The sequence below is a fragment of the Anaerotignum sp. genome, from assembly GCF_030625865.1.
GTDB lineage: Bacteria > Bacillota > Clostridia > Lachnospirales > Anaerotignaceae > Chakrabartyella.
Genome location: NZ_DAOUQB010000003.1, coordinates 13363 through 36463 on the forward strand (window position 1 = coordinate 13363; position 23101 = coordinate 36463).

The following is a 23101-nucleotide window of genomic DNA, read 5'->3' on the forward strand; positions in this document are numbered from 1 at the left end:
GGTGAGGATTTTGTTTCTGGCATTATGGTATTATTTTCGTGGATATGTTATGATAAAAGTGCACGGTTTTGCCGCAGAACGGTTTATGAATATGCTTTCATACCGTGGAGTATATGTATGGGATGTGGCTACGGAAGGCGCTGGAGTGAAGTTAAAGGTGCCAATGGGGAGCATGAATATGGTTTCCATATGTGCTGAAAAAACCGGATGCAGGCTGGAGGTACAGGGATATGGCGGATTCCCGGCTAAAATTCGACGATTTCATGGGCGGCAGGTTCTAACCGTGGGGATTTTGCTTTTTGCGGTAGGCCTGTACTTACTTTCGTCCTTTATTTGGGTGATTCGTGTAGAAGGGAATGAGCGGGTATCTCAAGAGGATATTCTGTCTTACTGCCAAGAATTGGGGTTGAAGCCGGCTGCGTGGAAACGAGGTGTGCACCCGGAGGAGATTACAAAAGAATTATTGGTGCAGTTTCCCGATATTTCTTGGGTAAGCGTTGGCATTAAGGGAACCGATGTAACCATAAAAATTGCAGAGACCATTGAAAAAGCAGAGGTAGTGGACAAGGAGACACCCTGCGATGTGGTTGCTTCCATGGATGGCGTTATTTTAAAAATAACTGCTGAAAGAGGAACGCCCCAGGTACAAGAGGGCGATGTGGTGAAAAAAGGAGATGTGCTCATTTCTTCTGAGGTCTTAATTGGCCTGGAGGGAGAGGAGCAGCATGCAGAATATGTGGCAGCAGAGGGTTTTGTTACGGCGAAGGTTTGGCAGCAGTTGACTGCGGAATTACCCCTTACATACGACGAAAAAGTTTATACAGGAGAGATTAAAACCAATAGCATTTTAAGTTTTTGGGGAAAAGATGCAGATTTTATCCATCCTTCTTTGGAGGAAGAACAAGCTGATACAGAAGTTCTTTTTGAAAAAGATTTGGCATTGGGAGATTTTAAAGTGCCTATTTCTATAAAAAAAGAGCAATATAATATATATACCCTCGAGAAAAAGAGCCGAACCGTTGAAGAAGCGAAGGCGGAGCTTGAGGAAACATTAAGAAAAAAGACGGAACAATGCTTAAGTCAATATGGTACAATAGAAAAAATTGATGTGCATTATGAAGAGTATACCGATTGTGTCTGTGCAAAGGGGCAAGCGGAACTTACAGAGCGAATTGATGAAAAACAAGAGGCGGAGAAAGGACGGGATGCCATAGATGGCACAGATGGAGAGAACAATGCAAATGGACAATAGGGTGATGTTACCTGTTTTTGGTCAATTTGATGTAAATATAAAGAAAATTGAAAAAGAATGTAACGTGAAAATTGTAAACCGCGGAGATGACATTAAAATCAGTGGGGAAGAACCGAATGTGCATAAGGCTTGGAGTGTAATGAATTCCATGGCGGCTTTGGCAAGAAAGGGAGAAGAAATTACGGATCAAAATTTGACCTATTTTATTTCTGCCGCAGAAGAGATGAACTTAGAGGAAGTGGAAAAAGTTTATAACGATTTGATTTGCATTACTACAAACGGAAGACCTTTAAAGCCGAAAACCTTGGGGCAAAAAAAATATGTGGATTTAATTAAAAATAATACTGTGGTTTTTGGTGTTGGGCCTGCGGGTACGGGGAAAACCTATCTGGCAATGGCTATGGCAATCACTGCTTTTAAAAATAACGAAGTAAACCGAATTATTCTTACTCGCCCTGCCATTGAAGCGGGAGAAAAGTTAGGATTTTTGCCCGGGGATTTGCAGCAAAAAGTTGATCCCTATTTAAGGCCCCTTTATGATGCTCTTTATGAGATTATGGGTTCTGAAACCTTTTTGAAAAACATGGAGCGGGGCTTAATCGAGGTTGCACCTTTGGCGTATATGCGTGGACGTACTTTAGACAACGCTTTTATTGTATTGGATGAGGCGCAAAATACGACACCGGAGCAGATGAAAATGTTTTTAACCCGTATTGGATATGGTTCTAAAGCGGTAATTACAGGTGATTTGACCCAGATAGACCTGATGGAAGGAAAGCGTTCCGGACTAATGGAAGCATCCAGAATATTATCAGGTATTGAAGGAATCGGAATTATTACGCTGACCAATAAAGATGTTGTGCGGCACCCATTGGTACAAAAAATCATTCTGGCGTATGAAAAATTTGAGACCAAGAAGCGGAGTGATCAGGATGGTAAAAAAGACAAAAGAGGTAGGTATTAGGCGGTATTCTCAATGGATTTTGCTGGGGATCGCCCTTATGGTAACGTTGCTGTCCATTGGGATAGGCCCCTATGGTCAAAATGAGGAAATTGTTCAGGTGGGTGATGTAGCCATAAGGCGTTACGTCGCAGCCAGAGATACGGTAGATGAGGTTACAACGGAAAAGTTGAAAACAGCGGCGGCAAGCAGCGTTGGCCCAATCTACAAAAGTGATATTACCGTAGAAGAAAACAGCACGACACAAGTAAACGATGTGTTTCAAGAGCTGAATGATTTAATTTTAAAAATGAAAGATGGAGACGACTTTTATCAAATGGTGCAAGAAGCATCCCTTAAGCTTCCTGTGGTTCTTACCAATCGACAGTTGACAGCATATCAAGCTATGCCGTTATCCAATCGTATTTTGTTTGCAGATGATTGTGTAGGAATACTGAATCAGATTTACAGCGAAGGATTCTCCGCTGATGAACTGGAGCAAGGGAAGGTGCAAGTAAAGGAAGGAATTGAAATATCCGGATGGAGCACTGATTTAAAAGAAATGGGATATACCATTGTTTCCGCCGCATTGGATCCCAATCTTGTGCTGGACGAAGAAGCTATGGAAGCTGCCAGGGAAGAAAAGCGCCAGGAAGTCAGCGATGTATGGATTCGCAAAAACCAAAAAATTGTTGATGAAGGGGAAATCATTACCCAAGATATTTATGACAGATTGGTTTCTTTAAAACTCATTGGTGATGCACAAAATAATGGAAAATTACTTTCGTTTTTAGGAAGCTCTGTTATTGTAGTTTTGCTTTTCGGGGCGGTTGGACTCTTTTTCTTTTGGAATAAAGGTGCTGTGATATTAAAAAAGAATGAAGTCCGTATGCTGTTTAGCGTATATGTGATTATGGTTATTTTATGCAAAGCTATGGCCTTATTGCCCTATTATTCGCTGATTCCGCTATGTCTGTTTGGTATGCTCATTAGCATTTTAATTGGACGGCGCATGGCACTTTTGATGAACTGCTTTTTTTCTATCATAGCCTGCATGATTTTTAGTGGCGATGTAGAGTTTTTAACCTATGCCTTAATCAGTGGCTCCTTTGGGGCTTTGATGATTCAAAAAACAGAGAAACGTTCACATATGGTTCCCGTTGCTGTAGGAATGGCTGTGGTGAACTTTACAGCGATGTTTGCGGCGGGGCTTTTTTTTAGGGATGGGTATACCACGGAGTTGGTCGTTGCTTCAGGCTTGGGTGCTTTAATGGGACTCATTTCTGTAGTGATTGCCGTTGGCAGTCTCCCCTTTTGGGAAGGTGTATTTGAAGCGAACACGCCCCTACGCCTCTTAGAATTAACCAATCCCAATAATGAGCTTTTACGTAGATTGATGATTGAGGCACCGGGTACATATCACCATAGCTTAATTGTGGCAAATTTAGCGGAGACAGCTGTTTATGAAATCGGCGGCAATACTGCTTTGGCAAGGGCGGGAGCCTACTATCATGATATTGGGAAATTAAAATACCCAATGTATTTTGCGGAGAATCAGTCGGGGCATAATCCCCATGATGATCTTGAACCAAAATCCAGCGCCCGTATTATTACCCAGCATACAAAAGCAGGTGCGGAGCTTGGTATGGAATTTGGATTGCCCAAGGTTATTTTGAACTTTATGAAGGAACATCATGGGACTTCCTTGGTAAAATATTTTTATTTTAAAGCATTGAAAATCTATGGTGCGGAGAATGTAAACGAGGCAGATTACCGCTATGATGGGCAAATTCCCACAGGCAGAGAATCGGCAGTGGTGATGCTTGCCGATACGGTAGAGGCGGCTGTGCGGTCTATGCTGGGCAGCGGCAAAACTTTGGATGAAGTTGAGGGTGCAATCCAGGGCTTAATTAAGGACAAGCTGGATGATGGACAGTTAAACCACAGCGGGTTAGGGATACATGAATTGGAAATCATACGAAAGGCTTTTATAAAGGTTTTCCATGGAATGTACCACGAAAGAGTCAGCTATCCTAAAAAAGAGGATATTGAGGCGGCATCTCGTAAGGTTGAAGTTGGGAAAGAGGAGAAAAACAGTGACAATACTGATTGATAACCGGACGGAGGAGGTTCTCTCTTTGGAGCTTTCCAACGCCATAGAAAAACTGATTTATGAGTCTTTACAATATGAAGGTTTTGAAAAACCTTGTGAGGTAAGCGTGTCTATTGTGGACAATGAAGAAATTCGTCAGATTAATAAGCAATTTCGTGATATTGATCGAGCAACAGATGTTTTGAGTTTCCCCTTACTGACATTTGAAGACGGAGAACGGTCTGATGTAAACGAAAAAGGCGAGATTCTTTTAGGAGATATTATTATATCTTTGGAGCGTGCAAAAGAACAAGCAAAGGAATATGGCCATTCCTTAAAAAGAGAAATTGCTTTTTTGACTGCCCATAGTATGCTGCACCTTTTGGGCTATGACCACATGGAGGAAGAGGAAGAAAAAGAAATGTTTGCAAAGCAACGGGAAATATTGATAAAAGCCGGAATCCCTAGAGAATAAAGGAGATGTTTTTATGGAAAATCAAGAATTGGTTGTATTAGCAAAAAAAGCCATGGAACAGGCCTATGCCCCTTATTCTAAATTCAAGGTTGGTGCGGCATTGTTAGCAAAGGATGGTAGAGTTTTTCTTGGATGTAACGTAGAAAATGCTTCTTTTGGTGCCACCATTTGCGCAGAGAGAACGGCAATGACAAAGGCGATTTCCGAAGGCGTAAGGGAATTTGAGAAAATTGCCGTTGTTGCCAGCTCGGGGGACTATGCTGCACCGTGCGGTATTTGCAGACAGGTGTTATATGAATTTATGCCCGAGGGAGAAGTGGTTTTAGACAGCTTTACGGAGGGTATGAAGGTAATGAAGCTGAAAGAATTATTGCCCATGGGCTTTCGTGGAGAGGACATCAAGTAAGTGGGTGAGGATTATGGTTCAAAAAAACTGGGAAACGTTGGAAGGTGCTTGTTACAGCTGTAAAAAATGCAGGCTTTGGGAGCTTCGTAACAACGTGGTTATCGGAAAAGGAAACCCTAAGGCTGACATTATGTTTGTGGGCGAGGGACCGGGGCAGCAGGAGGATTTGCAAGGCGAGCCTTTTATTGGCCCTGCGGGACAACTTTTGGACAAAATGTTGGCAAGTGTGGGTCTTTCCTTGGAGAATGTGTATATAACGAATATTGTAAAATGTCGACCGCCGGGAAATAGGGATCCATATGACGATGAAAAGGAGGCCTGCCTGAATTATTTGAGGTATCAATTGAAATTGTTAGAACCGAAAATAATTGTTTGCCTTGGCAGAGTTGCGGCTACCACCATTATTGACCCTAATTTTCGTATTACCCGACAAAGGGGAACGTGGTATTCAAAAAAGGGATATCATTTTATTGCAACCTATCATCCTTCGGCACTTTTGCGGGATGAGGATAAGAAGCGCCCTGCCTGGGAAGATATGAAGGCAATTCGTAAAAGATGGGACGAACTAAACGAAAGCTAGATGTTTTTAACTTATAAAAAAGTTGTGAAATTTGGGCAGTATGTGAAAGTGGCAATAGAAAAATGATACAAGAACCCTATTCATGGACAGAATATTACAAGGAGTTTTTTTATAGCAAAGCGTGGACATGCTTGTGAAAAAAGCCTTATCCGTATATAATAGAAAAACATAAATAAGTAAGGTGTGAATGGATAATATTAGCCCTATTTATATCTAAGTTTTTTAAACTGAGAACAAAAATGATTAATTTTGCTATATAAAGTTTCGATCAAGCTTTTCCAAAATTGCACCATCAAAGATGCAAAAGTGCTTGACCCCCTTGCAGGGTTCGGGACAGCGGCCCGAGAACTTTGAGACCTTGTATAGAAATAGGAGGAATAAAAAATGGACGCATTAAGAGAAAAATTTGCCAATGTTGAAGTGAAACCCAATGCAAGAACCATGGAAGAAGTGGTGGCATATATTGAAGAAAACTGGAAAGCGCAGCGTGTAAAAATCAAAGAAAGCGAATATATGATTCATTATAAAAATGCTTTGGAATTTATGCGCCAATTGGGCAAAAGCACAGAGGGTGTGGAGGAGGAAATTCGCAGATATGCTTTGCCTAATAAAATTTGTGTTATATTAGGCATGAAGTCCGAATATATGACGGCGGAAGCGGGTATGAAATATTACCAAGCTTTAACCTTAGTTAAGGGGCTGACCCAAGAGGATATTGACACCAAAAATAACCGTTGGCTTCAGTATATGGTCTTGTTGGATATGCAAAAAGACTGGGATGAAAAAGAAGTAGCATATAAGGCTTATATGGAAGTGGAAAAAGCGGAGGGACAAGCATGAAAAAATTTCATTCCGGCTTTATTACCTTAATCGGCAGGCCCAATGTTGGCAAATCAACGTTAATGAACTGTCTGATTGGTGAAAAAATTGCGATTACTTCCCATAAACCCCAGACAACACGAAATAAAATCACCAGTATTTTAACCAAAGAGGATTTTCAATGTGTATTTTTGGATACACCGGGGATTCATAAGCCCAAACATAAATTGGGAGAGTTTATGGTACGTTCGGCAGAAAATACCTTTAACGAAGTGGATTTGGTTTTAATGCTCATTGAACCCACAGAAAAAGTAGTGGAAATGGATCAATACGTCATTGACCGTTTGGAAAATGTAAAAACACCGGTTGTATTGGTTATTAATAAAATTGATACCATTGAGCGGGAAAAGCTATTGAAAGTTATTGAAGCCTATCGAAAGCTGTATTCTTTTGCGGAGGTTGTTCCTATTTCTGCCATGAAAGGCATTAATACAGAGGATTTGATGGGAGTTATCAAAAAATATTTGCCGGAAGGTCCCCAATATTTTCCCGGGGATATGGTTACCGATCAGCCGGAAAGGCAGATTGCCTCTGAAATTATCCGTGAAAAGGCATTATATCTGTTGCAGGATGAAATTCCCCATGGCATTGCTGTGGAAATCATGTCTATGAAAAAACGACAGGATCAAAATATGGTAGATGTTGAAGCAACCATTTATTGTGAAAAGGATTCCCATAAGGGAATTATTATCGGTAAGCAGGGGAGTATGTTAAAAAAAATCGGCTCTCAAGCAAGAAGGGACATGGAACGACTTTTGGGTTCTTCCATTTACTTGCAGCTTTGGGTCAAGGTGAAAAAAGATTGGCGAGACAGTGATTTTTTACTGAGAAATTTTGGATACGATAAACGGAATATCTAGTAAAATCAACATTCCTTTCTTTCTTTGGAGTCTTTGGTATTAATTTACCTGTATGCTTTTGGTTTTGCTCCATAACATAACGAAAGAAAGGGGACGGTTTTATGGACGAGCGGAATAAAAAAGCATACTGGCAAAAATTTGTGCAAACAGGTCATGTTGAAGATTATTTACGTTACAAGTCTGGTATGGGAGATAGACCAAATCCCCGACGGAGGATTGCCGATAGTTCAAAAAATAAAAATTTTTATTAAACAAGACCTTGGGGTTTTGCCCCAAACCCTACTTGAAAAAAGCAAGTGCAAAAACTTTGATTGAAACCCAATTTCAGGGGGTTTGGAAGAAAAATCCGTTTCACATTTTCAAAATGCAAATTTTGCGTTATAAAAGTTTGGGTCAAGCCTTTACAAAATTGCACTGTCCAAGATAGGCAGGCAGCGAAGCCGATTTTTGCGAAGCAAAGGGGTTTGACCAGCTTACAAGATTCGGGGCGCTGTCCCGAAAACTTAATTTTTAACTATTTTTATAAGGAAAACGAGGGGAAAAAGTGGGTGTAGTGAAGTTAAGAGGCATTGTAATTGGAGAAAGCCAAAATGGCGAGAGCAGTAAACGAATTCAGGTTTTGGCCAAGGGTGTGGGACGAGTAATGCTGAGCGCCCGTGGGGCGAAAAATACCAAAAGCAAGCTTCTTTCCGGTACGCAGCTTTTTTCCTACTGTGATTTTTTGGCTTACGAAGGCAAGGGGTTTTATTCCATGACCCAAGCTGATTTAATAGAAAGTTTTTATGGCATACGAACTGACATGGATAAGCTGGCAGAAGCTGTGTATCTGGCGGAGTTGGTGGATAAAACATGTCCCACAGGGATGGAACAGGATGACACCTTAAGACTTCTATTGTACTCATTAGCGGCACTGGAAAAAACACAATTACCGCCCAGGTTGATTTCCCGTATTTTCGAGGTGAAATATTTACAAATTTCAGGGTTTTTATCCGGGGAAGGCTGTATGGTATGCGGAAACGGAGAGGAATCCTTGTTTTTTAGTGAAAAAGAAGGAGAACTCCTTTGTAAGAACCATTGCCATGGGGGAGAAATCCCTCTGCTCACGGCAGTTCAAAAAGCAATTTCTTTTATTACCCAAAGAGATGGAAACCAAATTTTTGCCTTTGCACTTTCAGACGAGGCCATGGTGCAAATGGATGGTATTTTAAGGCGATATTTGGAGGTACATATGGGGGTGCGTTTGAAAAGCCGTGAATTTAGCAAGGAGTTATAATTTGCGTGAAAATAAGTATTGACAGAAAACCGGGAAAGTGTTAGGATAAGGGCTAAATTAAATAACTGCATTGAAAAAGAGGAGTATCCGTAGTAAGTTTTCAGAGAGTCGTCGGTGGGTGAAAAGAGGACAGCAGAATACGGAGAAGGGCACTTTGGAGCAGGACTTCACAAGAGTGGATTTATGCTTTTGGTATAGATCAATAAGGGTGGAACCGCGGAAGATAGACTTTCGTCCCTTGCTTTTACAGCGAGGGAGGGGAGTTTTTTTATTTCTGTTCCTCGGTAAAAAACTTTTAACTTTTTTGAAGGAGGAATTAAAATGACAGAAAAGACAATGGAAAAAGTAGTTGCGTTGGCGAAAAACAGAGGCTTTGTTTACCCCGGTTCTGAAATTTACGGCGGTTTGGCAAACACTTGGGATTACGGCCCTATCGGCGTGGAATTAAAAAATAACGTAAAAAAGGCTTGGTGGAAAAAATTTATTCAGGAAAGCCCTTATAATGTTGGTGTGGATTGTGCTATTCTGATGAACCCCCAAACATGGGTTGCTTCCGGTCACGTTGGCGGTTTCAGCGATCCTTTGATGGATTGCAAGGAGTGTAAAGAGCGTTTCCGTGCAGATAAATTGATTGAGGATTATATCGCTGCCCATGATATGCCCGAAATGGTGGTTGATGGCTGGAGTAATGATGAAATGAAGCAATTTATTGACGAGCATAATGTGGCTTGCCCATCCTGCGGTGCTCATAATTTTACAGAAATCCGCCAGTTCAACTTAATGTTTAAAACTTTCCAGGGCGTTACAGAAGATGCGAAAAATGTTGTATATCTTCGTCCTGAAACAGCACAGGGTATTTTTGTAAACTTCAAGAATGTGCAGCGTACCAGTAGAAAGAAACTGCCCTTTGGCATCGGTCAGATCGGAAAATCTTTCCGTAACGAAATTACACCCGGTAATTTTACATTCCGTACCAGAGAATTTGAGCAGATGGAATTAGAATTTTTCTGTGAACCTGGTTCTGATTTACAGTGGTTTGAGTATTGGAGAAACTTCTGTAAAGAATGGTTGTTAAAACTGAACATGGAGGAAAACAGCATTCGTTTGCGTGACCATGAACAGGAAGAATTGAGTCACTACAGCAACGCAACCACAGATATTGAGTTTAAGTTTCCCTTTGGCTGGGGCGAACTTTGGGGGATTGCAGACAGAACCAATTTCGATTTAAGATGTCATCAAGACGTGAGCGGTCAAGATATGACCTATTACGATCAAGAAAAGAATGAAAAATATATTCCTTACTGTATCGAGCCTTCTTTGGGTGCAGACCGTGTGACTTTGGCATTCTTATGCGAAGCCTACGATGAGGAAGAAGTTGGAGAGGGTGATGTAAGAACCGTATTGCATTTCCATCCAGCGATTGCACCGGTAAAGGCTGCCATTTTCCCTCTTTCCAAAAAATTGAGTGAAAAGGCAACGGAAGTATATGCTATGCTTTCCAAAGAGTTCAATTGTGAATTTGACGAATCCGGTTCTATTGGTAAGCGTTATCGCAGACAGGATGAAATCGGTACACCATTCTGTATCACTTATGATTTTGAATCCGAGGAGGATCAGAGTGTTACCGTGCGTGACAGAGATACTATGGAGCAGGTTAGAATGCCCATTGCGCAGTTGACTGCATATTTGAAGGAAAAAATGGAGTTTTAAAGACCTTGGAGTTTGTTCAAAGCTTCTTGATTTTTGAAAAAAGTGAGACCAAAAACTGTGATTGTAACCGCTTACTTATGTGTTGCTAAGGGGGCAAGAATACAATAGCAAAGAAGTGCTATTTGACCGAAGGACAACTTTGCCCGGCAAAGTGCTGAATGGAAATCTCTGAGGTGTTTCCGGGCAAAGTCCTTAGGGTTTTGACTTTATTTGCTAAATTAATAAATGAAAAGATCACGAATAATATATAATTCTTTTTCTTGCACAATGATTTGCCATAGTGTATACTTATCACTTATAGGTATAAGATGTATTATAAAAAAAGACCAAAAGCAGAAATTTTAGTGGGACATTAAGTGTCCCATATTGCAATATGCCGACCAGGGTGAATGGTTGGCATATTTTTTTTGGCAAGATGAAGTAAAAATAGAGATAAAATTATAAAATTTATTGCATAATGACAACGAACTTGTTTTTTGCTAGAACAATTGAGTAGAATACGCTTTTGCCTGCAAGGAATAACATTGTGATTTTCAAGGGAGAATGTTATAATTTAAATGAGTTAGTTTTTCTAAAATTCCAGAAATAAAATTCCAAGTCTGAAATCCAGATGGAAAACAGGAGGTAATGTGTATGAGCAAGAAGTATGTTTATATGTTCAGCGAAGGCAACGCATCCATGAAAAACCTTTTGGGCGGTAAAGGTGCAAACCTCGCAGAAATGACAAGGTTAGGTCTGCCTATTCCTCAAGGCTTTACCATTTCAACAGAAGCCTGCACAGAATATAACGAAGGCGGTAAGAAACTGACGGAAGAGATGATTGCACAGATTGATGTAGCGCTGAGCAAACTTGAAGAAATTGCCGGCAAAAAATTGGGCGATCCCGAAAACCCCCTTCTGGTTTCCGTACGTTCCGGAGCAAGAGCATCCATGCCCGGTATGATGGATACGGTATTAAATCTTGGCTTGAATGATGTTTCTGTAGAAGGATTGGCAAAGAAAACGGGGAATCCCAGATTTGCTTATGATTCCTACAGAAGATTTATCATGATGTTTGCAGACGTTGTTATCGGCGTTTCCAAGTCCAAGTTCGAAAGAAAACTTGATGAATACAAAGAACAAGTTGGCGTTCGCTTTGATACGGAATTAACAGAGGAAGATCTGAAAAAGGTTACAGCCATGTTCAAACAAATTTATTTTGATGATCAGGGCAAGGAATTTCCCCAAGATCCAAAGGTACAGCTGTTTGAGGCGGCTATGGCCGTATTCCGCAGCTGGGATAATCCTCGTGCCTTTGTATATAGAAGAATGAATGATATTCCTTACAGCTGGGGTACTGCGGTTAATGTACAGATGATGGTATTCGGAAATATGGGTGATACCTCCGGTACCGGTGTTGCTTTTACAAGAAATGCAGCAACAGGTGAAAAGGCAATGTTGGGCGAATACTTAGTAAATGCCCAGGGCGAGGATGTTGTTGCCGGCGTTCGTACACCAAACCCCATCGCAAAATTGGCGGATGATATGCCTGAGGTATACAAACAATTTACTGAAATTGCAAATAAGCTGGAAAACCACTATAAAGATATGCAGGATATGGAGTTTACTGTGGAAGAAGGTAAGCTGTATTTCTTGCAAACAAGAAACGGCAAGAGAACTGCAAATGCGGCATTGCGTATTGCTGTTGATATGGTAGAAGAAGGTCTGATTACCAAGGAAGAAGCCTTAATGAAGGTTGAACCTAAGCAGTTGGATCAGATTTTACACCCTGCTTTTGATCCAAAAGCATTAAAGGCTGCAAAACCTCTGGGTAAAGGCCTGCCCGCATCTCCCGGGGCAGCAGCAGGTAAGGTTTGCTTTACGGCGGAGGATGCAAAGGCACAGGCGGAAAGCGGCGACAGGGTTATTTTGGTTCGTTTGGAAACCTCTCCTGAGGATATCGAAGGTATGGCGGCTGCTCAGGGTATCCTGACAGTACGTGGTGGTATGACCTCCCATGCAGCAGTTGTTGCCCGTGGTATGGGTACATGCTGTGTATCCGGCTGTGAAGAAATCAAAATGAATGAAGAAGCCAAAACGTTTACTTTGGGCGGAAGAACCTTTAAAGAGGGAGATTATATTTCTTTGGATGGCTCTACCGGTAATATTTACGGCGAAGATATTCCTACGGTTGACCCTGAAATCAGCGGTAACTTTGCCCAATTTATGGCTTGGGCTGACGAAAAGAGATCTCTTAAGGTTAGAACCAATGCGGATACACCCCATGATGCTCAGACTGCCATTGATTTTGGAGCAGAGGGTATTGGCTTGACGAGAACAGAGCACATGTTCTTTGAAGGCGATAGAATTATGAAGTTCAGAAAAATGATTCTTTCTGAAACCGTTGAAGAAAGAGTAGAAGCTTTAAAGGGAATTGAACCTTTCCAGAAAGAAGACTTCAAAGGAATTTATAAGGCAATGCAGGAAAGACCGGTAACGATCCGTTTGCTGGATCCTCCTCTTCATGAATTTATGCCAAATACAAATGATGAGTTTGAAATATTGGCAGCAGAAACAGGCAAAACTGTGGAAGAGTTGAAAGTGAAAGCAAGAGGCTTACATGAGTTGAACCCTATGATGGGGCATAGAGGCTGCCGTTTGGCAGTAAGCTATCCTGAAATTGCAGAAATGCAAACAAGAGCAATTATTGAAGCGGCAATCGAGGTTTCCAATGAGTTGGGTATCAACATTAAACCCGAAATCATGATTCCATTGATTGGCGAAATTAAAGAATTGAAATTTGTGAAGAATATTGTGGTGGAAACAGCTGAAAAGATTATGACCGAAAAGGGCAAAAAGCTTGAATACCTTGTTGGTACGATGATTGAAATTCCAAGAGCTGCATTGACGGCAGATGAAATTGCAACGGAGGCAGAATTCTTCTCCTTCGGAACCAATGACTTGACACAGATGACCTATGGGTTATCCCGTGATGATGCAGGCAAAATTTTGGCGGATTATATCGATAAGAACATTTATGAATGTGATCCTACTGCAAGACTGGATAGAACAGGCGTTGGTTTGCTGATGAAATGGGCAGTTGAAAAGGCATTGCCTGTACGCCCTGATATCCATTTGGGCATTTGCGGCGAACATGGCGGAGATCCTTCTTCTGTTGAGTTCTGCCACTTGATTGGCTTGGATTATGTATCTTGCTCTCCTTTCCGTGTTCCAATTGCAAGATTGGCGGCGGCACAAGCACAAATTAATTTCCCAAGAGAAACAAGACAACATTAATATAATCAGAAAAAGTATAACCAGAAAAGCCGAGGAGCAAAAATTGCTGCCTCGGTTTTTTTCTATTTTTTCATTGATATGTAGGATTATGTTGGCAAAAAAGTACAATATAATTCAACTTTCTATAAAAATAGCTTTTATTTTACAAAAATAGAATTCAGAAAGTAAATTTAATGTCTGAATAAATAAAAAATAGTTGATTAATGTTGATTTTTACTAAGGAATTCTTTATAATTATTCATAGAGAATATTAGGATGGAAAAAAAGAAGTACGAATCGTATACCAAGTGAGTATAGGTGGAATGCCTAGGATAAAGGTATAAATTTGTACTTTTATGTTATTACAGATAAATTATAGTTCATATAATATCTGGTGGAAATTACAGGAAAAAATGAATACCTATTAATATGGAATTGACAAGAGAGCCTAAAGAAAGGGGGGTATCCATGTTTAATAACTCAATTTTGATGTCGCAAAAAATGGCTGATTATTTATGGGATAAACAACAGGTAACTTTAAATAACATTGCCAATGTATCTACACCTGGCTACAAGGCACAGTATGTTTCATTCCAAGATGAGTTAAAAAGCAAACTGGATTTTTACAATCAAGCCACAGCAAGTAAAATCGGGGAGGCAATAAAAGAAACATCAATCAGTGTACATACGAAAGCGGATGAATCAAGCCGATTGGATGGAAATAATGTCAATATGGACGTTGAGCAGGTTGAATTGGCAGGTGCGGCGATTCAATATAAAATGGCAATAGATAATTTGAATAACGAGTTTAATAGAATTCGTGCTGCGATGAAATAATTAGGAGGGGTATTTGTGGCTTTTTTAAATGCGATGAATGTCAGCGCATCGGGTCTAACGGCCCAAAGAGCAAGGCTGGATGTTATAGCAGAAAACATCTCAAATGTTAATACAACGAGAACCGAAAGCGGAGATCCTTATAAGAGGCGTATGGTAGTTTTTGAGCCACGAAATCAAGGGAGTTTTCAGGAAATCTTTAATCGAACGGCCCGGGGGGGCGCTTCAGGTCAGCAGGGCGGCGTTATCGTAAGTGAAATTGTTGAAGATGACAGCCCTCTTAAATCAGTTTATGATCCTACACATCCGGATGCGGATGAAAATGGATATGTTATGATGCCTAATGTTGATCTTCTAAAGGAAACCATTGATGGCATGGAAGCATCAAGGGCATATGATGCAAATGTGACTGCGTTTAATGCAATTAAGGAAATGGCAACTAAGGGACTTGAGGTTGGCAAGTAATCATTGGAGGAAAGAATATGGCTATCATACCACTGAATAGACTGGAACCATTGCAGTTAATGGATCAGATAAATTCAAACAAAACAACCCAGAATAATCAATATGATTTTAGAAATATTTTTGCTGAGGCTGCATCTAATGTGGTAGACAGTGAAGATGTTTTGGCGAAAGAGCAGTATTTATTTGCTACAGGGCAGAGTGAAGACACGCACTCTTTGGGGATTGCAGCTACACAGGCACAGATTTCCGTAGATCTTTTGGTGAATTTAAGAAATAAGGCATTAGATTCATATAATGAATTAATGAGACTGAATCTTTGATAATCTGAAGTCAGGCACAGGGTGACGGAGGGTTTGATAAACTGAAAATATTATAGTAAGAGGGGTACCGGTTTGAATGCAAAAATAAAAGAATTGCTTGAAAAAGGTAAGAATCAATATAAAAAAATAAACCCCAAATGGAGAAAGTTATTGTTAATCGGGGCTTGCCTGGTCATACTTTTTTCAATAGGCACTGCAGTTGTTCTTAATTTATCAAAGCCATATGAAACGCTTTTTAGTGGCTTAAATCAAGAAGAAGCCAGCGAAATCATGACAAAACTGCAGGACATGGGTGTGGACTATAAATATGGAAATGATGGTGTAATTTATGTTCCAAAGGAACAAGAGGAAAAATTGAAAGCACAACTTGTGTATGAAGGTTACCCTAAAAGTGGTTTTACATATGATGTTTTTAAAAACAACATTGGGTTGACAACCACGGATTTCGAAAAGGACAGCTATAAGTTGTTTGATCTTCAAAATAGAATGGGCGCTACCATTCGTCTTTTTCAAGGGGTAAAAGATGCTAAGGTTACCATAGCTTTGGCAGAAGACCAGAAATATGTTCTGGATGATAATAGTACGCAAAAAGCCCAGGCATCTGTTGTAGTTATTATGGAGGACGGGGGTTCTCCCACAACGGAACAGGTTAAGGGAATTCAGCGCTTGGTTGCAAAAAGTATACCTTCCATGGAAATGGCGGATGTTGTAGTCTTGGATGGAAACGGCAACGATGTTTCGCCTTCAGGGGATAGTACTTCCGAAGGGGCTAACAAACTGAAGCTTGAATTTGAAAAACATATGGATGATGCCATTCGTGCTAAAATACTGAATGTATTAAGCCCTATTTATGGCTCTGATAATGTTAAGGTTTCTGTAAGAACAACGGTTGATGTGGATAAAAAAATTCGAGAAATCGTAAATCACCAAGCTCCCCTGGAAGATTCTGATAAGGGGATTCCCAGTACTGAGACCAATGGGGTTGAGATGGTAAAGGGTGGAGATACTGCCGGTGGTGTTCCGGGAACCCAGACCAATGCAGAGGTGCCTACCTATTCTCAAGTAGAAGCGGACGGAACGGAAACATATTATAAACAGGATAGCACCATTGATTATTTGGTGAATCAGCTCACCGAACAGTCTCAAATTGACGCTGGCAGCATTCAAGACATTTCTGTTTCAATCGCAATTAACAGCGATACCATTGGGAATATTTCTCAAAAGGATTTAAAAGGGTTGATTGCCAATGCCGCGGGAATTACTAAAGAAAACCAGGATGACAAAATAGCCATTGTTGCATCTCCGTTTTTTAATGCGAGTCCTATTACGACAGATCTTGATAATTTAGGAAAGAATAATTGGATTATTATTGGTGCAATCGCATCTGGTGTATTTCTGATCATTTTGGTGACGATTATTGTTATCGCTAGCAGAAGAAGAAAGAAAAAGAAGCAAATGGGTGCAACACTTGAGACGCCAAGACAACAAACTGCTTCGCAGGAAGCATACTTAAAGCAATTAAAACAAAAACAGCAAGATGATGCGGAAAACCAAATTTTAAATCTGTCAAACGAGAAAGGTTTGGAGTTGAAAAATAAGGTTCGTGAGCTTGCAGGGGATAATCCTGAAATCTCAGCGCAGCTGATCAGATCTTGGTTAAGAGGGGGAGAATAAAAGTGGCAAAGGAAAATGTTATAACGCCGGAACAGAAGGCTGCTGCGGTTGTTATCTCCCTTGGAGCAGAAAAGGCCGCGCAGGTTTATAAATATTTAACGGAAGAGGAAATTCAAAGGATTACCATTGAAGTTGCAAAACTGGGATTTTTGCCATCAGAAGTGACAGAAGGAATTTTGGACGAGTTTTATAAAAATTGTATGCTTCATAAAGTTGTTACAGAAGGTGGCATGGAGTATGCTAAAAGCGTTTTGGAAAAAGCTTTTGGCGAAGATGTGGCCAGCAATTTATTAGGAAAGGTAGAGAAAACCCTTAAATCCAGGGTATTCTCTTTCTTGAGTAAATATGATGACTTGTCCATTTTCTCTATTTTAAGCAATGAAAGACCCCAAACCATTGCCTTGGTTCTTTCATATATGGACTCTGATCGGGCGGCAAATATTATTGCCGGACTCCCTGAGCAAAGAAAAATTAGCGTAGTCGAGGCAATTGCAAGAATGGATAGTGCAGCTCCCGAGGCTATGAAAATTGTGGAGCAGGAAATTGAAAAAAAACTATCGTCTGTAATGACCACAGATTATACGAAAATTGGTGGTATTGATTATATTGCCGAAGTTATGAATTATGTGGATCGTGGCGATGAAAAATATATCTTTGATGAACTTAGTAAGCGTGACGTTGAACTTGTGGAAGAAATCCGTAAGAAAATGTTTGTATTCGAAGATATTGTTGGGATGGATAATCTTTCCATTCAGAGAGTTATTCGTGAGGTTGACCAAAAAGATCTTGTTTATGCGCTTAAGGGTGCACAAAGCGAAGTTGCAAATGTTATTTTCTCCAATATGTCTGCTCGTATGACAGAAACCATTAAATCTGAACTGGAAATCACAACGAATGTTCGTGTTAAAGATGTTGAGGATGCACAGCAGAGAATTGTTAGCGTAATCAGAAAGCTTGAAGACGCAGGCCAGATTGTTGTTTCTAAGGGCGGAAAGGATGATATTATTGCATGATGAAGAATTAACAATAGACGCCTTTCGTTTTGATCAGTTTGGAGATAGTTCTGCGGAGAAAAAAACTTTTAATAAATCCAGCGGGAATATCGTACTGCCCAGTTTTGATAAAGAAGTGGTAGAAGAAGATATGGAAGAGGTTGAACCTCAGGAGTCGGAAAAAAAAATCTCTGATGAACCTGATAAAAGCCACTTGCTGTTGCGGGAGCTTGAAAAAAGAGAGGCTAAGCTTCTTGAGAAAGAGAAAAAAGTGCTTGCAGAGGCCCAAAAAAAAGCGGATGAGATGATCGGACAAGCTCAAACCGATGCTGAGGAAATCAAAAAAAATGCCTTTGACCAAGCTTCTCAAGAAGGATACCAGGAAGGTTATCAAAAGGCTTATGAAGAGAATAAAGCAAAAATGGATGAAGAGACAGCAGCTTTTCTTATTCAAGTAAGAGATATTATACAGGCGTATGAAGAAGAGAAAAAGCTGCTTATTTCGCAAAACATAGATGAGCTAAAAGAACTGGCAATTTCCATTGCAGAAAAGGTCATTCAGATTAGTTTGAAAACCAGTGGAGAAATCATAAAAAAAATGATTGTAACTGCTACAAGTAAAATGAAATATAAAGAATGGGCAAAGATTTATATTTCAAAAAGTGATTCTGCTTTAATTGTAGAGTCAAATGCAGATTTGATAGATGCAATTTCGCATTTGTCTGAACATATTAAGATAATTGTTATGGAGGATTCTGCGCCGGGAACCTGTATTATTGAACTGCCAGACCAAATTATTGATGCCAGCGCAAGTACCCAGATTGAAAATATCAGGGCAATTATGAAGAGTTCAGGTAAGCTCGGAGGGAATGACATTGTTTAGTGAATTGGTTGATGTGATTAAACGTTCAAATACCATAAGTCATATCGGCAAAATTGAAAATATTGTTGGAATGGCAATAGAGGCATCCGGCAGAAAAGCCAGTATTGGCGAGATCAGCATGATTTACAACGAAAGCGAGAAAAAGCAAATCATGGCGGAAACGGTAGGTTTTCGGGACGATCGTATTCTGCTTATGCCCTATGAGAGTATGAAAGGGGTTTCCGCAGGAACCTTTGTAAAGAATACAAACGAGTGCTTAAAAATACCGGTGGGGGATTTTTTACAAGGGAGAATCATAGACGCTCTGGGAAGACCTATGGATGGCTTGGGTGAGCTTCAGTCAAGCCAGTATTTTCCTGTGGACAGTATTGTAACAAATCCTCTTACCAGGCCGCCCATTCAAGAAAGAATGGAATTCGGTGTCAAGGCGATTGATGGCTTACTTACTATTGGCAAGGGTCAAAGAATGGGTATTTTTGCGGGTAGTGGTGTAGGGAAAAGTACCCTTCTGGGTATGCTTGCCAGAAAAGTAAAAACAGACATTAACGTAATTGCGCTAGTGGGGGAAAGAGGAAGAGAAGTTCGAGAATTTATTGAAAGAGATTTAGGGGAAGAAGGCCTAAAGCGATCTGTTTTAGTTGTTGCAACCTCAGATCAATCTGCAATGCTTCGAATGAAGTGCCCTTTGGTTGCCACTGCAATTGCAGAATATTTTAAAAATCAAGGCAAGGATGTACTGCTTATGATGGATTCCCTAACAAGATTTGCTATGGCTCAGCGGGAAATTGGACTGGCTATAGGTGAGCCGCCTATTGCAAGGGGATATACACCATCCATATATGCAGAAATGCCAAAGCTGCTTGAGCGAACGGGTAATTTTAAAGATGGTTCTATTACCGGAATTTATACCGTGCTGGTGGAAGGGGATGATACCAATGATCCCATTGCAGATACGGTAAGAGGTATTATTGATGGGCATATTGTGTTGTCCAGAAAATTGGCCAATGGGAATCATTTTCCGGCCATTGATGTAAATGCAAGCATTTCAAGACTTATGAGTGCCATTGCTGAACGACATCATTTGGAAATGGCCTCAAAACTAAGGGATATTCTTAGTATTTATGAGAAAAACAGCGATTTGATTTCCATTGGTGCTTATAAGCATGGGACAAACCATAAGCTGGACTTTGCGATTTCCAAAATAGACAAAATTAATTCCTTTTTGAAACAAGGCGTGGATGAGAAATTTTCCCTTGAAGAAACCTTGAAACAGATGGAGGAAATTTTAAAATAAACCGTTGGCTGTATTATATTTGTGGGTGATGAAATGAAAAAATTTAGTTTTCAGCTGGAATCTGTTATGAATTTTAAAAATCAGCGCTTAGAAAGCAAAAAGGCTGAACATGCTAAAGTAATTGCCATGGTAAATGAGCAGAATCAAAAAATTGATTTTCTTTTGGAAAGATATAGAGGTATCAATTCTGAGTTTAACGAGAAAAAGATAGAAGGAATTTCTATTATTGAAGCAATGGAATATTCAGGTTTTCTCTATAAACTGGAAGTGGAAATTCAACAAGAAAAACGCCAGCTTGAAAAATTAAAAAAAGTGGAAGAAGAGAAGCGTGCTGAAGTAGTAGAAGTAAAAATTGAGACTTCCACGCTGGAAAAGCTAAAGGAAAAAAAACTTGAGATTTATCATAAAGAAATGCAAAAAAGTGAAGAATTATTCATAGAAGAATTTGTGTCCCGAAATTTATAATTTTTGGTGAATGAAATGCAGCAAAAACAAGGAACACTCTTTAAAAACAAATTTTGATGTTCAAGGGGCGCTTGTAAATACTACAGGAGAAATCAACTTTAAAAGGGTAAAATAAAAACCCCCATATAAATTGGGGGTTGGATTGCGGAGGCAGGATTTGAACCTACGACCTTCGGGTTATGAGCCCGACGAGCTACCGGACTGCTCCACTCCGCGGCAACATGAAATGTACTACGTTATTTATTATATGCCTAATAAACAGGTTTGTCAACACAACATTGTCGCAAATTTCATACCCCATCCTTAAATTTCGACTCTAACTTACTTTTTCTGTCTTGCCAGTCGGGCATTAGTTGGGTTAATAGGGCATAAAAGTCATGCCCATGATTCTTATAGCGAAAATGTAGTAACTCATGGAGTACAACCTGTTGGATGCAGTCTTCTGAGGCTTTCATTAGCTGAAGATTCAAGCGAATGGTATCTCCACAAGTAGTACAGCTCCCCCAGAGGGTTTTCATATTCCGCACATGGATGGTTGGTAGTAAAATTCCGTAAGGTTCAACCAAGGGGTGAATTTCTTTTAAAATTTCTTGGAATTTTGTTTTTGCTTGTTGTTTCAGCCAAAAAAGATATTCATCATGGAGAGCATTTTCGGTGGTGCTGGTAGAAAACATGCAAATTTTATCTCCGTTTATTTCAATTTTGGATGTGCCTTTGGAAATCACCAAACGGTAAGGTTTACCCAAATAGTAAAGGGTTTTCCCATTATAAAATCCTGCCGGGGGTAAATTTTGACGAATTTTTTCAATTTCGGCAAGGTGTGTGATAACCCAAAGGGATTTGGATTTTACGAATTCCTCAATTACAGAATAAGGAACTTTTTTTGATGCAGAGACAACAACGTTTCCATGTTTATTCACACGGAGATTGATATATTTAACATCTTTGCGAATTAGTTCATATTCCAATTCGATGCCTTCATATTGAACTGTGTGTATAGACATAGAGATTCTCCTTTGCTATAATCGATTATTTATATATTTTACACGCTTAAAATAGGATTGTCCAGTCTGGTTACTTTTTATTATCCATGCGTATTATTTCAAAATATACACAATTTTTTTAATGAATAGGCTAAAATTAATTAAATTAATTATAAAAATGAATAAGTTGTCTTTTGCAAGGGAAGAACCAATCATTTATAAATTATATAATTATTCATTTTGATGCGGAAATCAATAGTTTTTTTGAATAATAAAATTGGGAAATATGGAAAAAAGCATTGGAAAAACGAATGAAAAATAAACAGAGAAATACAAACCATAAACTTTCGATTGAAGTATACATTGATATATGATAAAATAACAACTGAATATAAATAAAATAATTTGCATAAAGCAAAATAAAAAAATAAGGAGATGGGTAAATGAAAAAGAGATTAGTAACATTAACAGCCTTGGCTGTAACTGCTGTGATGGCATTTACAGGTTGTGGCAGCAGTGGCAATGAGGCTGCTGAGGGTGAAACGAATAATGCTTCTGCGGGCGCACAGGAATTAACTTTGGGTACAGGTGGAACAACCGGTACATATTATGCTGTCGGTGGAACCATGGCTACCGTATTAAACAACGTAATGGAAAATGTTAGCCTGAAGGTGGTTTCTACCGGTGCTTCCAAGGCAAATATTTTAGATGTAGACGAAGGAATTTCAGATATTGCCATTGTTCAGAATGATGTAATGTACTATGCATATAAAGGTACAGACCTTTTTGAAGCAGATGGCGCCTTTGATTCTTTTTCTGCGATTGCAGGAATTTACGATGAAACCTGCCAGATTATAGCAGCCCCTGGTATTACCAGTATTGCAGACTTAAAAGGTAAAACAATAAATGTGGGTGACGCAGGCAGCGGTGTTGAATTTAATGCAACACAGATTTTAGCGGCTTATGGTATTGATATTAACAAGGATATTAACAAAGTAAACGGTAGCTTCGGCGATGCAGCAGATTCTATCAAGGATGGAAAAATTGATGCAGCATTTATTACAGCAGGCGCGCCTACAACAGCAGTGGTTGATTTGGCTATTTCCAAAGACATTAATTTGCTGACCATTGATGATGAGCATGCAGAAGCTTTAATGGCTGAATATCCTTTCTATACTAAAACAATTATTCCGGGCGGAACATATTCTTGCGTTCCTGATGACGTACAGACATTGAGCGTTCGTGCAACCTTAATTGCTAAAAATGATTTGACAGAAGACACCATTTATGAATTTACAAAAGCACTTTTTGAAAACAAAGAGGCTTTGGCAAACAGCAATGCAAAATTTGCTGAATTAGATTCAAATGCAGCAGTACAGGGGATTTCCGTTCCTTTCCATCCCGGTGCTGAGAAATACTTTAAAGAGATTGGTGTTCTGAGCTAATTGTCAAATCGTGGTAAAATAAGC

The 23101-nt window shown here is 39.7% G+C and carries 22 protein-coding genes, 1 tRNA gene and 1 other annotated feature; of the genes, 21 read left to right on the forward strand and 2 right to left on the reverse strand.

Features of this window, described 5'->3' with window-relative positions:
* The first annotated feature begins 10 nt into the window (after window positions 1-10).
* The 20 genes from yqfD to fliJ all read left to right on the forward strand — a co-directional run bounded on the left by yqfD (window position 11) and on the right by fliJ (window position 20649).
* A complete protein-coding gene (gene yqfD, locus P9Q65_RS01515; protein WP_304507319.1) occupies window positions 11-1252 on the forward strand; it encodes a sporulation protein YqfD in 1242 nt (413 codons plus the stop codon).
* The gene (locus tag P9Q65_RS01520) at window positions 1215-2216 is read left to right on the forward strand and encodes a PhoH family protein (protein WP_304507320.1); all 1002 of its coding nucleotides are present in this window, start codon (window positions 1215-1217) and stop codon (window positions 2214-2216) included. The genes yqfD and P9Q65_RS01520 overlap by 38 nt, the downstream gene beginning before the upstream one ends.
* Window positions 2185-4305, forward strand: a complete 2121-nt coding sequence (locus P9Q65_RS01525; RefSeq protein WP_304507321.1) for an HD family phosphohydrolase — start codon at window positions 2185-2187, stop codon at window positions 4303-4305. The genes P9Q65_RS01520 and P9Q65_RS01525 overlap by 32 nt, the downstream gene beginning before the upstream one ends.
* Complete coding sequence (gene ybeY, locus P9Q65_RS01530; RefSeq protein WP_304507322.1) at window positions 4289-4759, forward strand: rRNA maturation RNase YbeY; 471 nt, start codon at window positions 4289-4291, stop codon at window positions 4757-4759. The genes P9Q65_RS01525 and ybeY overlap by 17 nt, the downstream gene beginning before the upstream one ends.
* A 13-nt stretch (window positions 4760-4772) precedes the next feature.
* Window positions 4773-5165 carry a cytidine deaminase gene (cdd, locus tag P9Q65_RS01535; protein ID WP_304507323.1) on the forward strand — a complete coding sequence of 131 codons (393 nt, stop codon included), beginning with the start codon at window positions 4773-4775 and terminating at the stop codon, window positions 5163-5165.
* 13 nt (window positions 5166-5178) lie between these two features.
* Window positions 5179-5745 carry a uracil-DNA glycosylase gene (locus P9Q65_RS01540; RefSeq protein ID WP_304507324.1) on the forward strand — a complete coding sequence of 189 codons (567 nt, stop codon included), beginning with the start codon at window positions 5179-5181 and terminating at the stop codon, window positions 5743-5745.
* Between the two features lie 384 nt (window positions 5746-6129).
* On the forward strand, window positions 6130-6585 hold the full coding sequence (locus P9Q65_RS01545) for a hypothetical protein (protein ID WP_304507325.1): 456 nt from the start codon (window positions 6130-6132) through the stop codon (window positions 6583-6585).
* Window positions 6582-7484, forward strand: coding sequence for a GTPase Era (gene era, locus P9Q65_RS01550; protein WP_304507326.1), 903 nt, complete (start codon window positions 6582-6584; stop codon window positions 7482-7484). Before P9Q65_RS01545 ends, era begins: the two co-directional genes overlap by 4 nt.
* Before the next feature lie 101 nt (window positions 7485-7585).
* Complete coding sequence (locus tag P9Q65_RS01555) at window positions 7586-7735, forward strand: hypothetical protein (RefSeq protein ID WP_304507327.1); 150 nt, start codon at window positions 7586-7588, stop codon at window positions 7733-7735.
* Between the two features lie 293 nt (window positions 7736-8028).
* Complete coding sequence (gene recO / locus P9Q65_RS01560) at window positions 8029-8757, forward strand: DNA repair protein RecO (RefSeq protein ID WP_304507328.1); 729 nt, start codon at window positions 8029-8031, stop codon at window positions 8755-8757.
* Between the two features lie 61 nt (window positions 8758-8818).
* Window positions 8819-8999: a binding site (T-box leader), on the forward strand.
* 79 nt (window positions 9000-9078) lie between these two features.
* Entirely contained in the window at window positions 9079-10467 is a 1389-nt protein-coding gene (locus tag P9Q65_RS01565; RefSeq protein WP_304507329.1) for a glycine--tRNA ligase, read from the forward strand.
* A 633-nt stretch (window positions 10468-11100) separates the two neighbouring features.
* Window positions 11101-13743 carry a pyruvate, phosphate dikinase gene (ppdK, locus tag P9Q65_RS01570; protein ID WP_304507330.1) on the forward strand — a complete coding sequence of 881 codons (2643 nt, stop codon included), beginning with the start codon at window positions 11101-11103 and terminating at the stop codon, window positions 13741-13743.
* A gap of 447 nt (window positions 13744-14190) precedes the next feature.
* Entirely contained in the window at window positions 14191-14559 is a 369-nt protein-coding gene (gene flgB, locus P9Q65_RS01575) for a flagellar basal body rod protein FlgB (protein ID WP_304507331.1), read from the forward strand.
* 15 nt (window positions 14560-14574) lie between these two features.
* Window positions 14575-15021, forward strand: a complete 447-nt coding sequence (gene flgC, locus P9Q65_RS01580) for a flagellar basal body rod protein FlgC (RefSeq protein WP_304507332.1) — start codon at window positions 14575-14577, stop codon at window positions 15019-15021.
* A gap of 17 nt (window positions 15022-15038) precedes the next feature.
* The gene (locus P9Q65_RS01585) at window positions 15039-15341 is read left to right on the forward strand and encodes a flagellar hook-basal body complex protein FliE (protein WP_304507333.1); all 303 of its coding nucleotides are present in this window, start codon (window positions 15039-15041) and stop codon (window positions 15339-15341) included.
* 72 nt (window positions 15342-15413) lie between these two features.
* Entirely contained in the window at window positions 15414-17015 is a 1602-nt protein-coding gene (fliF, locus tag P9Q65_RS01590) for a flagellar basal-body MS-ring/collar protein FliF (RefSeq protein ID WP_304507334.1), read from the forward strand.
* A gap of 2 nt (window positions 17016-17017) precedes the next feature.
* On the forward strand, window positions 17018-18028 hold the full coding sequence (gene fliG, locus P9Q65_RS01595; protein WP_304507335.1) for a flagellar motor switch protein FliG: 1011 nt from the start codon (window positions 17018-17020) through the stop codon (window positions 18026-18028).
* Window positions 18012-18890, forward strand: coding sequence for a FliH/SctL family protein (locus P9Q65_RS01600; RefSeq protein WP_304507336.1), 879 nt, complete (start codon window positions 18012-18014; stop codon window positions 18888-18890). The genes fliG and P9Q65_RS01600 overlap by 17 nt, the downstream gene beginning before the upstream one ends.
* On the forward strand, window positions 18883-20184 hold the full coding sequence (fliI, locus tag P9Q65_RS01605) for a flagellar protein export ATPase FliI (protein WP_304507337.1): 1302 nt from the start codon (window positions 18883-18885) through the stop codon (window positions 20182-20184). Before P9Q65_RS01600 ends, fliI begins: the two co-directional genes overlap by 8 nt.
* A gap of 33 nt (window positions 20185-20217) precedes the next feature.
* Window positions 20218-20649 carry a flagellar export protein FliJ gene (gene fliJ, locus P9Q65_RS01610; RefSeq protein ID WP_304507338.1) on the forward strand — a complete coding sequence of 144 codons (432 nt, stop codon included), beginning with the start codon at window positions 20218-20220 and terminating at the stop codon, window positions 20647-20649.
* Window positions 20650-20791: 142 nt separating this feature from the next.
* Here fliJ and P9Q65_RS01615 read toward each other — a convergent pair.
* Window positions 20792-20865 (reverse strand) — tRNA-Met (locus P9Q65_RS01615).
* A 74-nt stretch (window positions 20866-20939) separates the two neighbouring features.
* Window positions 20940-21653: a M48 family metallopeptidase gene (locus P9Q65_RS01620; protein ID WP_304507339.1), complete on the reverse strand. Its 714-nt coding sequence runs from the start codon at window positions 21651-21653 to the stop codon at window positions 20940-20942.
* A 422-nt stretch (window positions 21654-22075) separates the two neighbouring features.
* On the opposite strand from P9Q65_RS01620, the gene P9Q65_RS01625 reads away from it, so the two are divergent.
* Entirely contained in the window at window positions 22076-23077 is a 1002-nt protein-coding gene (locus tag P9Q65_RS01625) for a TAXI family TRAP transporter solute-binding subunit (protein WP_304507340.1), read from the forward strand.
* Window positions 23078-23101 lie beyond the last annotated feature (24 nt).

Bases quoted from the DNA above. Each gene is read 5' to 3' on its own strand.
- P9Q65_RS01520 (WP_304507320.1), top strand. From the start codon at position 1,215: ATGGCACAGATGGAGAGAACAATGCAAATGGACAATAGGGTGATGTTA.
- P9Q65_RS01525 (WP_304507321.1), top strand. From the start codon at position 2,185: ATGGTAAAAAAGACAAAAGAGGTAGGTATTAGGCGGTATTCTCAATGG.
- cdd (WP_304507323.1), top strand. From the start codon at position 4,773: ATGGAAAATCAAGAATTGGTTGTATTAGCAAAAAAAGCCATGGAACAG.
- P9Q65_RS01540 (WP_304507324.1), top strand. From the start codon at position 5,179: ATGGTTCAAAAAAACTGGGAAACGTTGGAAGGTGCTTGTTACAGCTGT.
- P9Q65_RS01545 (WP_304507325.1), top strand. From the start codon at position 6,130: ATGGACGCATTAAGAGAAAAATTTGCCAATGTTGAAGTGAAACCCAAT.
- era (WP_304507326.1), top strand. From the start codon at position 6,582: ATGAAAAAATTTCATTCCGGCTTTATTACCTTAATCGGCAGGCCCAAT.
- P9Q65_RS01555 (WP_304507327.1), top strand. From the start codon at position 7,586: ATGGACGAGCGGAATAAAAAAGCATACTGGCAAAAATTTGTGCAAACA.
- P9Q65_RS01565 (WP_304507329.1), top strand. From the start codon at position 9,079: ATGACAGAAAAGACAATGGAAAAAGTAGTTGCGTTGGCGAAAAACAGA.
- ppdK (WP_304507330.1), top strand. From the start codon at position 11,101: ATGAGCAAGAAGTATGTTTATATGTTCAGCGAAGGCAACGCATCCATG.
- flgB (WP_304507331.1), top strand. From the start codon at position 14,191: ATGTTTAATAACTCAATTTTGATGTCGCAAAAAATGGCTGATTATTTA.
- P9Q65_RS01585 (WP_304507333.1), top strand. From the start codon at position 15,039: ATGGCTATCATACCACTGAATAGACTGGAACCATTGCAGTTAATGGAT.
- P9Q65_RS01600 (WP_304507336.1), top strand. From the start codon at position 18,012: ATGATATTATTGCATGATGAAGAATTAACAATAGACGCCTTTCGTTTT.
- fliJ (WP_304507338.1), top strand. From the start codon at position 20,218: ATGAAAAAATTTAGTTTTCAGCTGGAATCTGTTATGAATTTTAAAAAT.
- P9Q65_RS01620 (WP_304507339.1), bottom strand. From the start codon at position 21,653: ATGTCTATACACACAGTTCAATATGAAGGCATCGAATTGGAATATGAA.
- P9Q65_RS01625 (WP_304507340.1), top strand. From the start codon at position 22,076: ATGAAAAAGAGATTAGTAACATTAACAGCCTTGGCTGTAACTGCTGTG.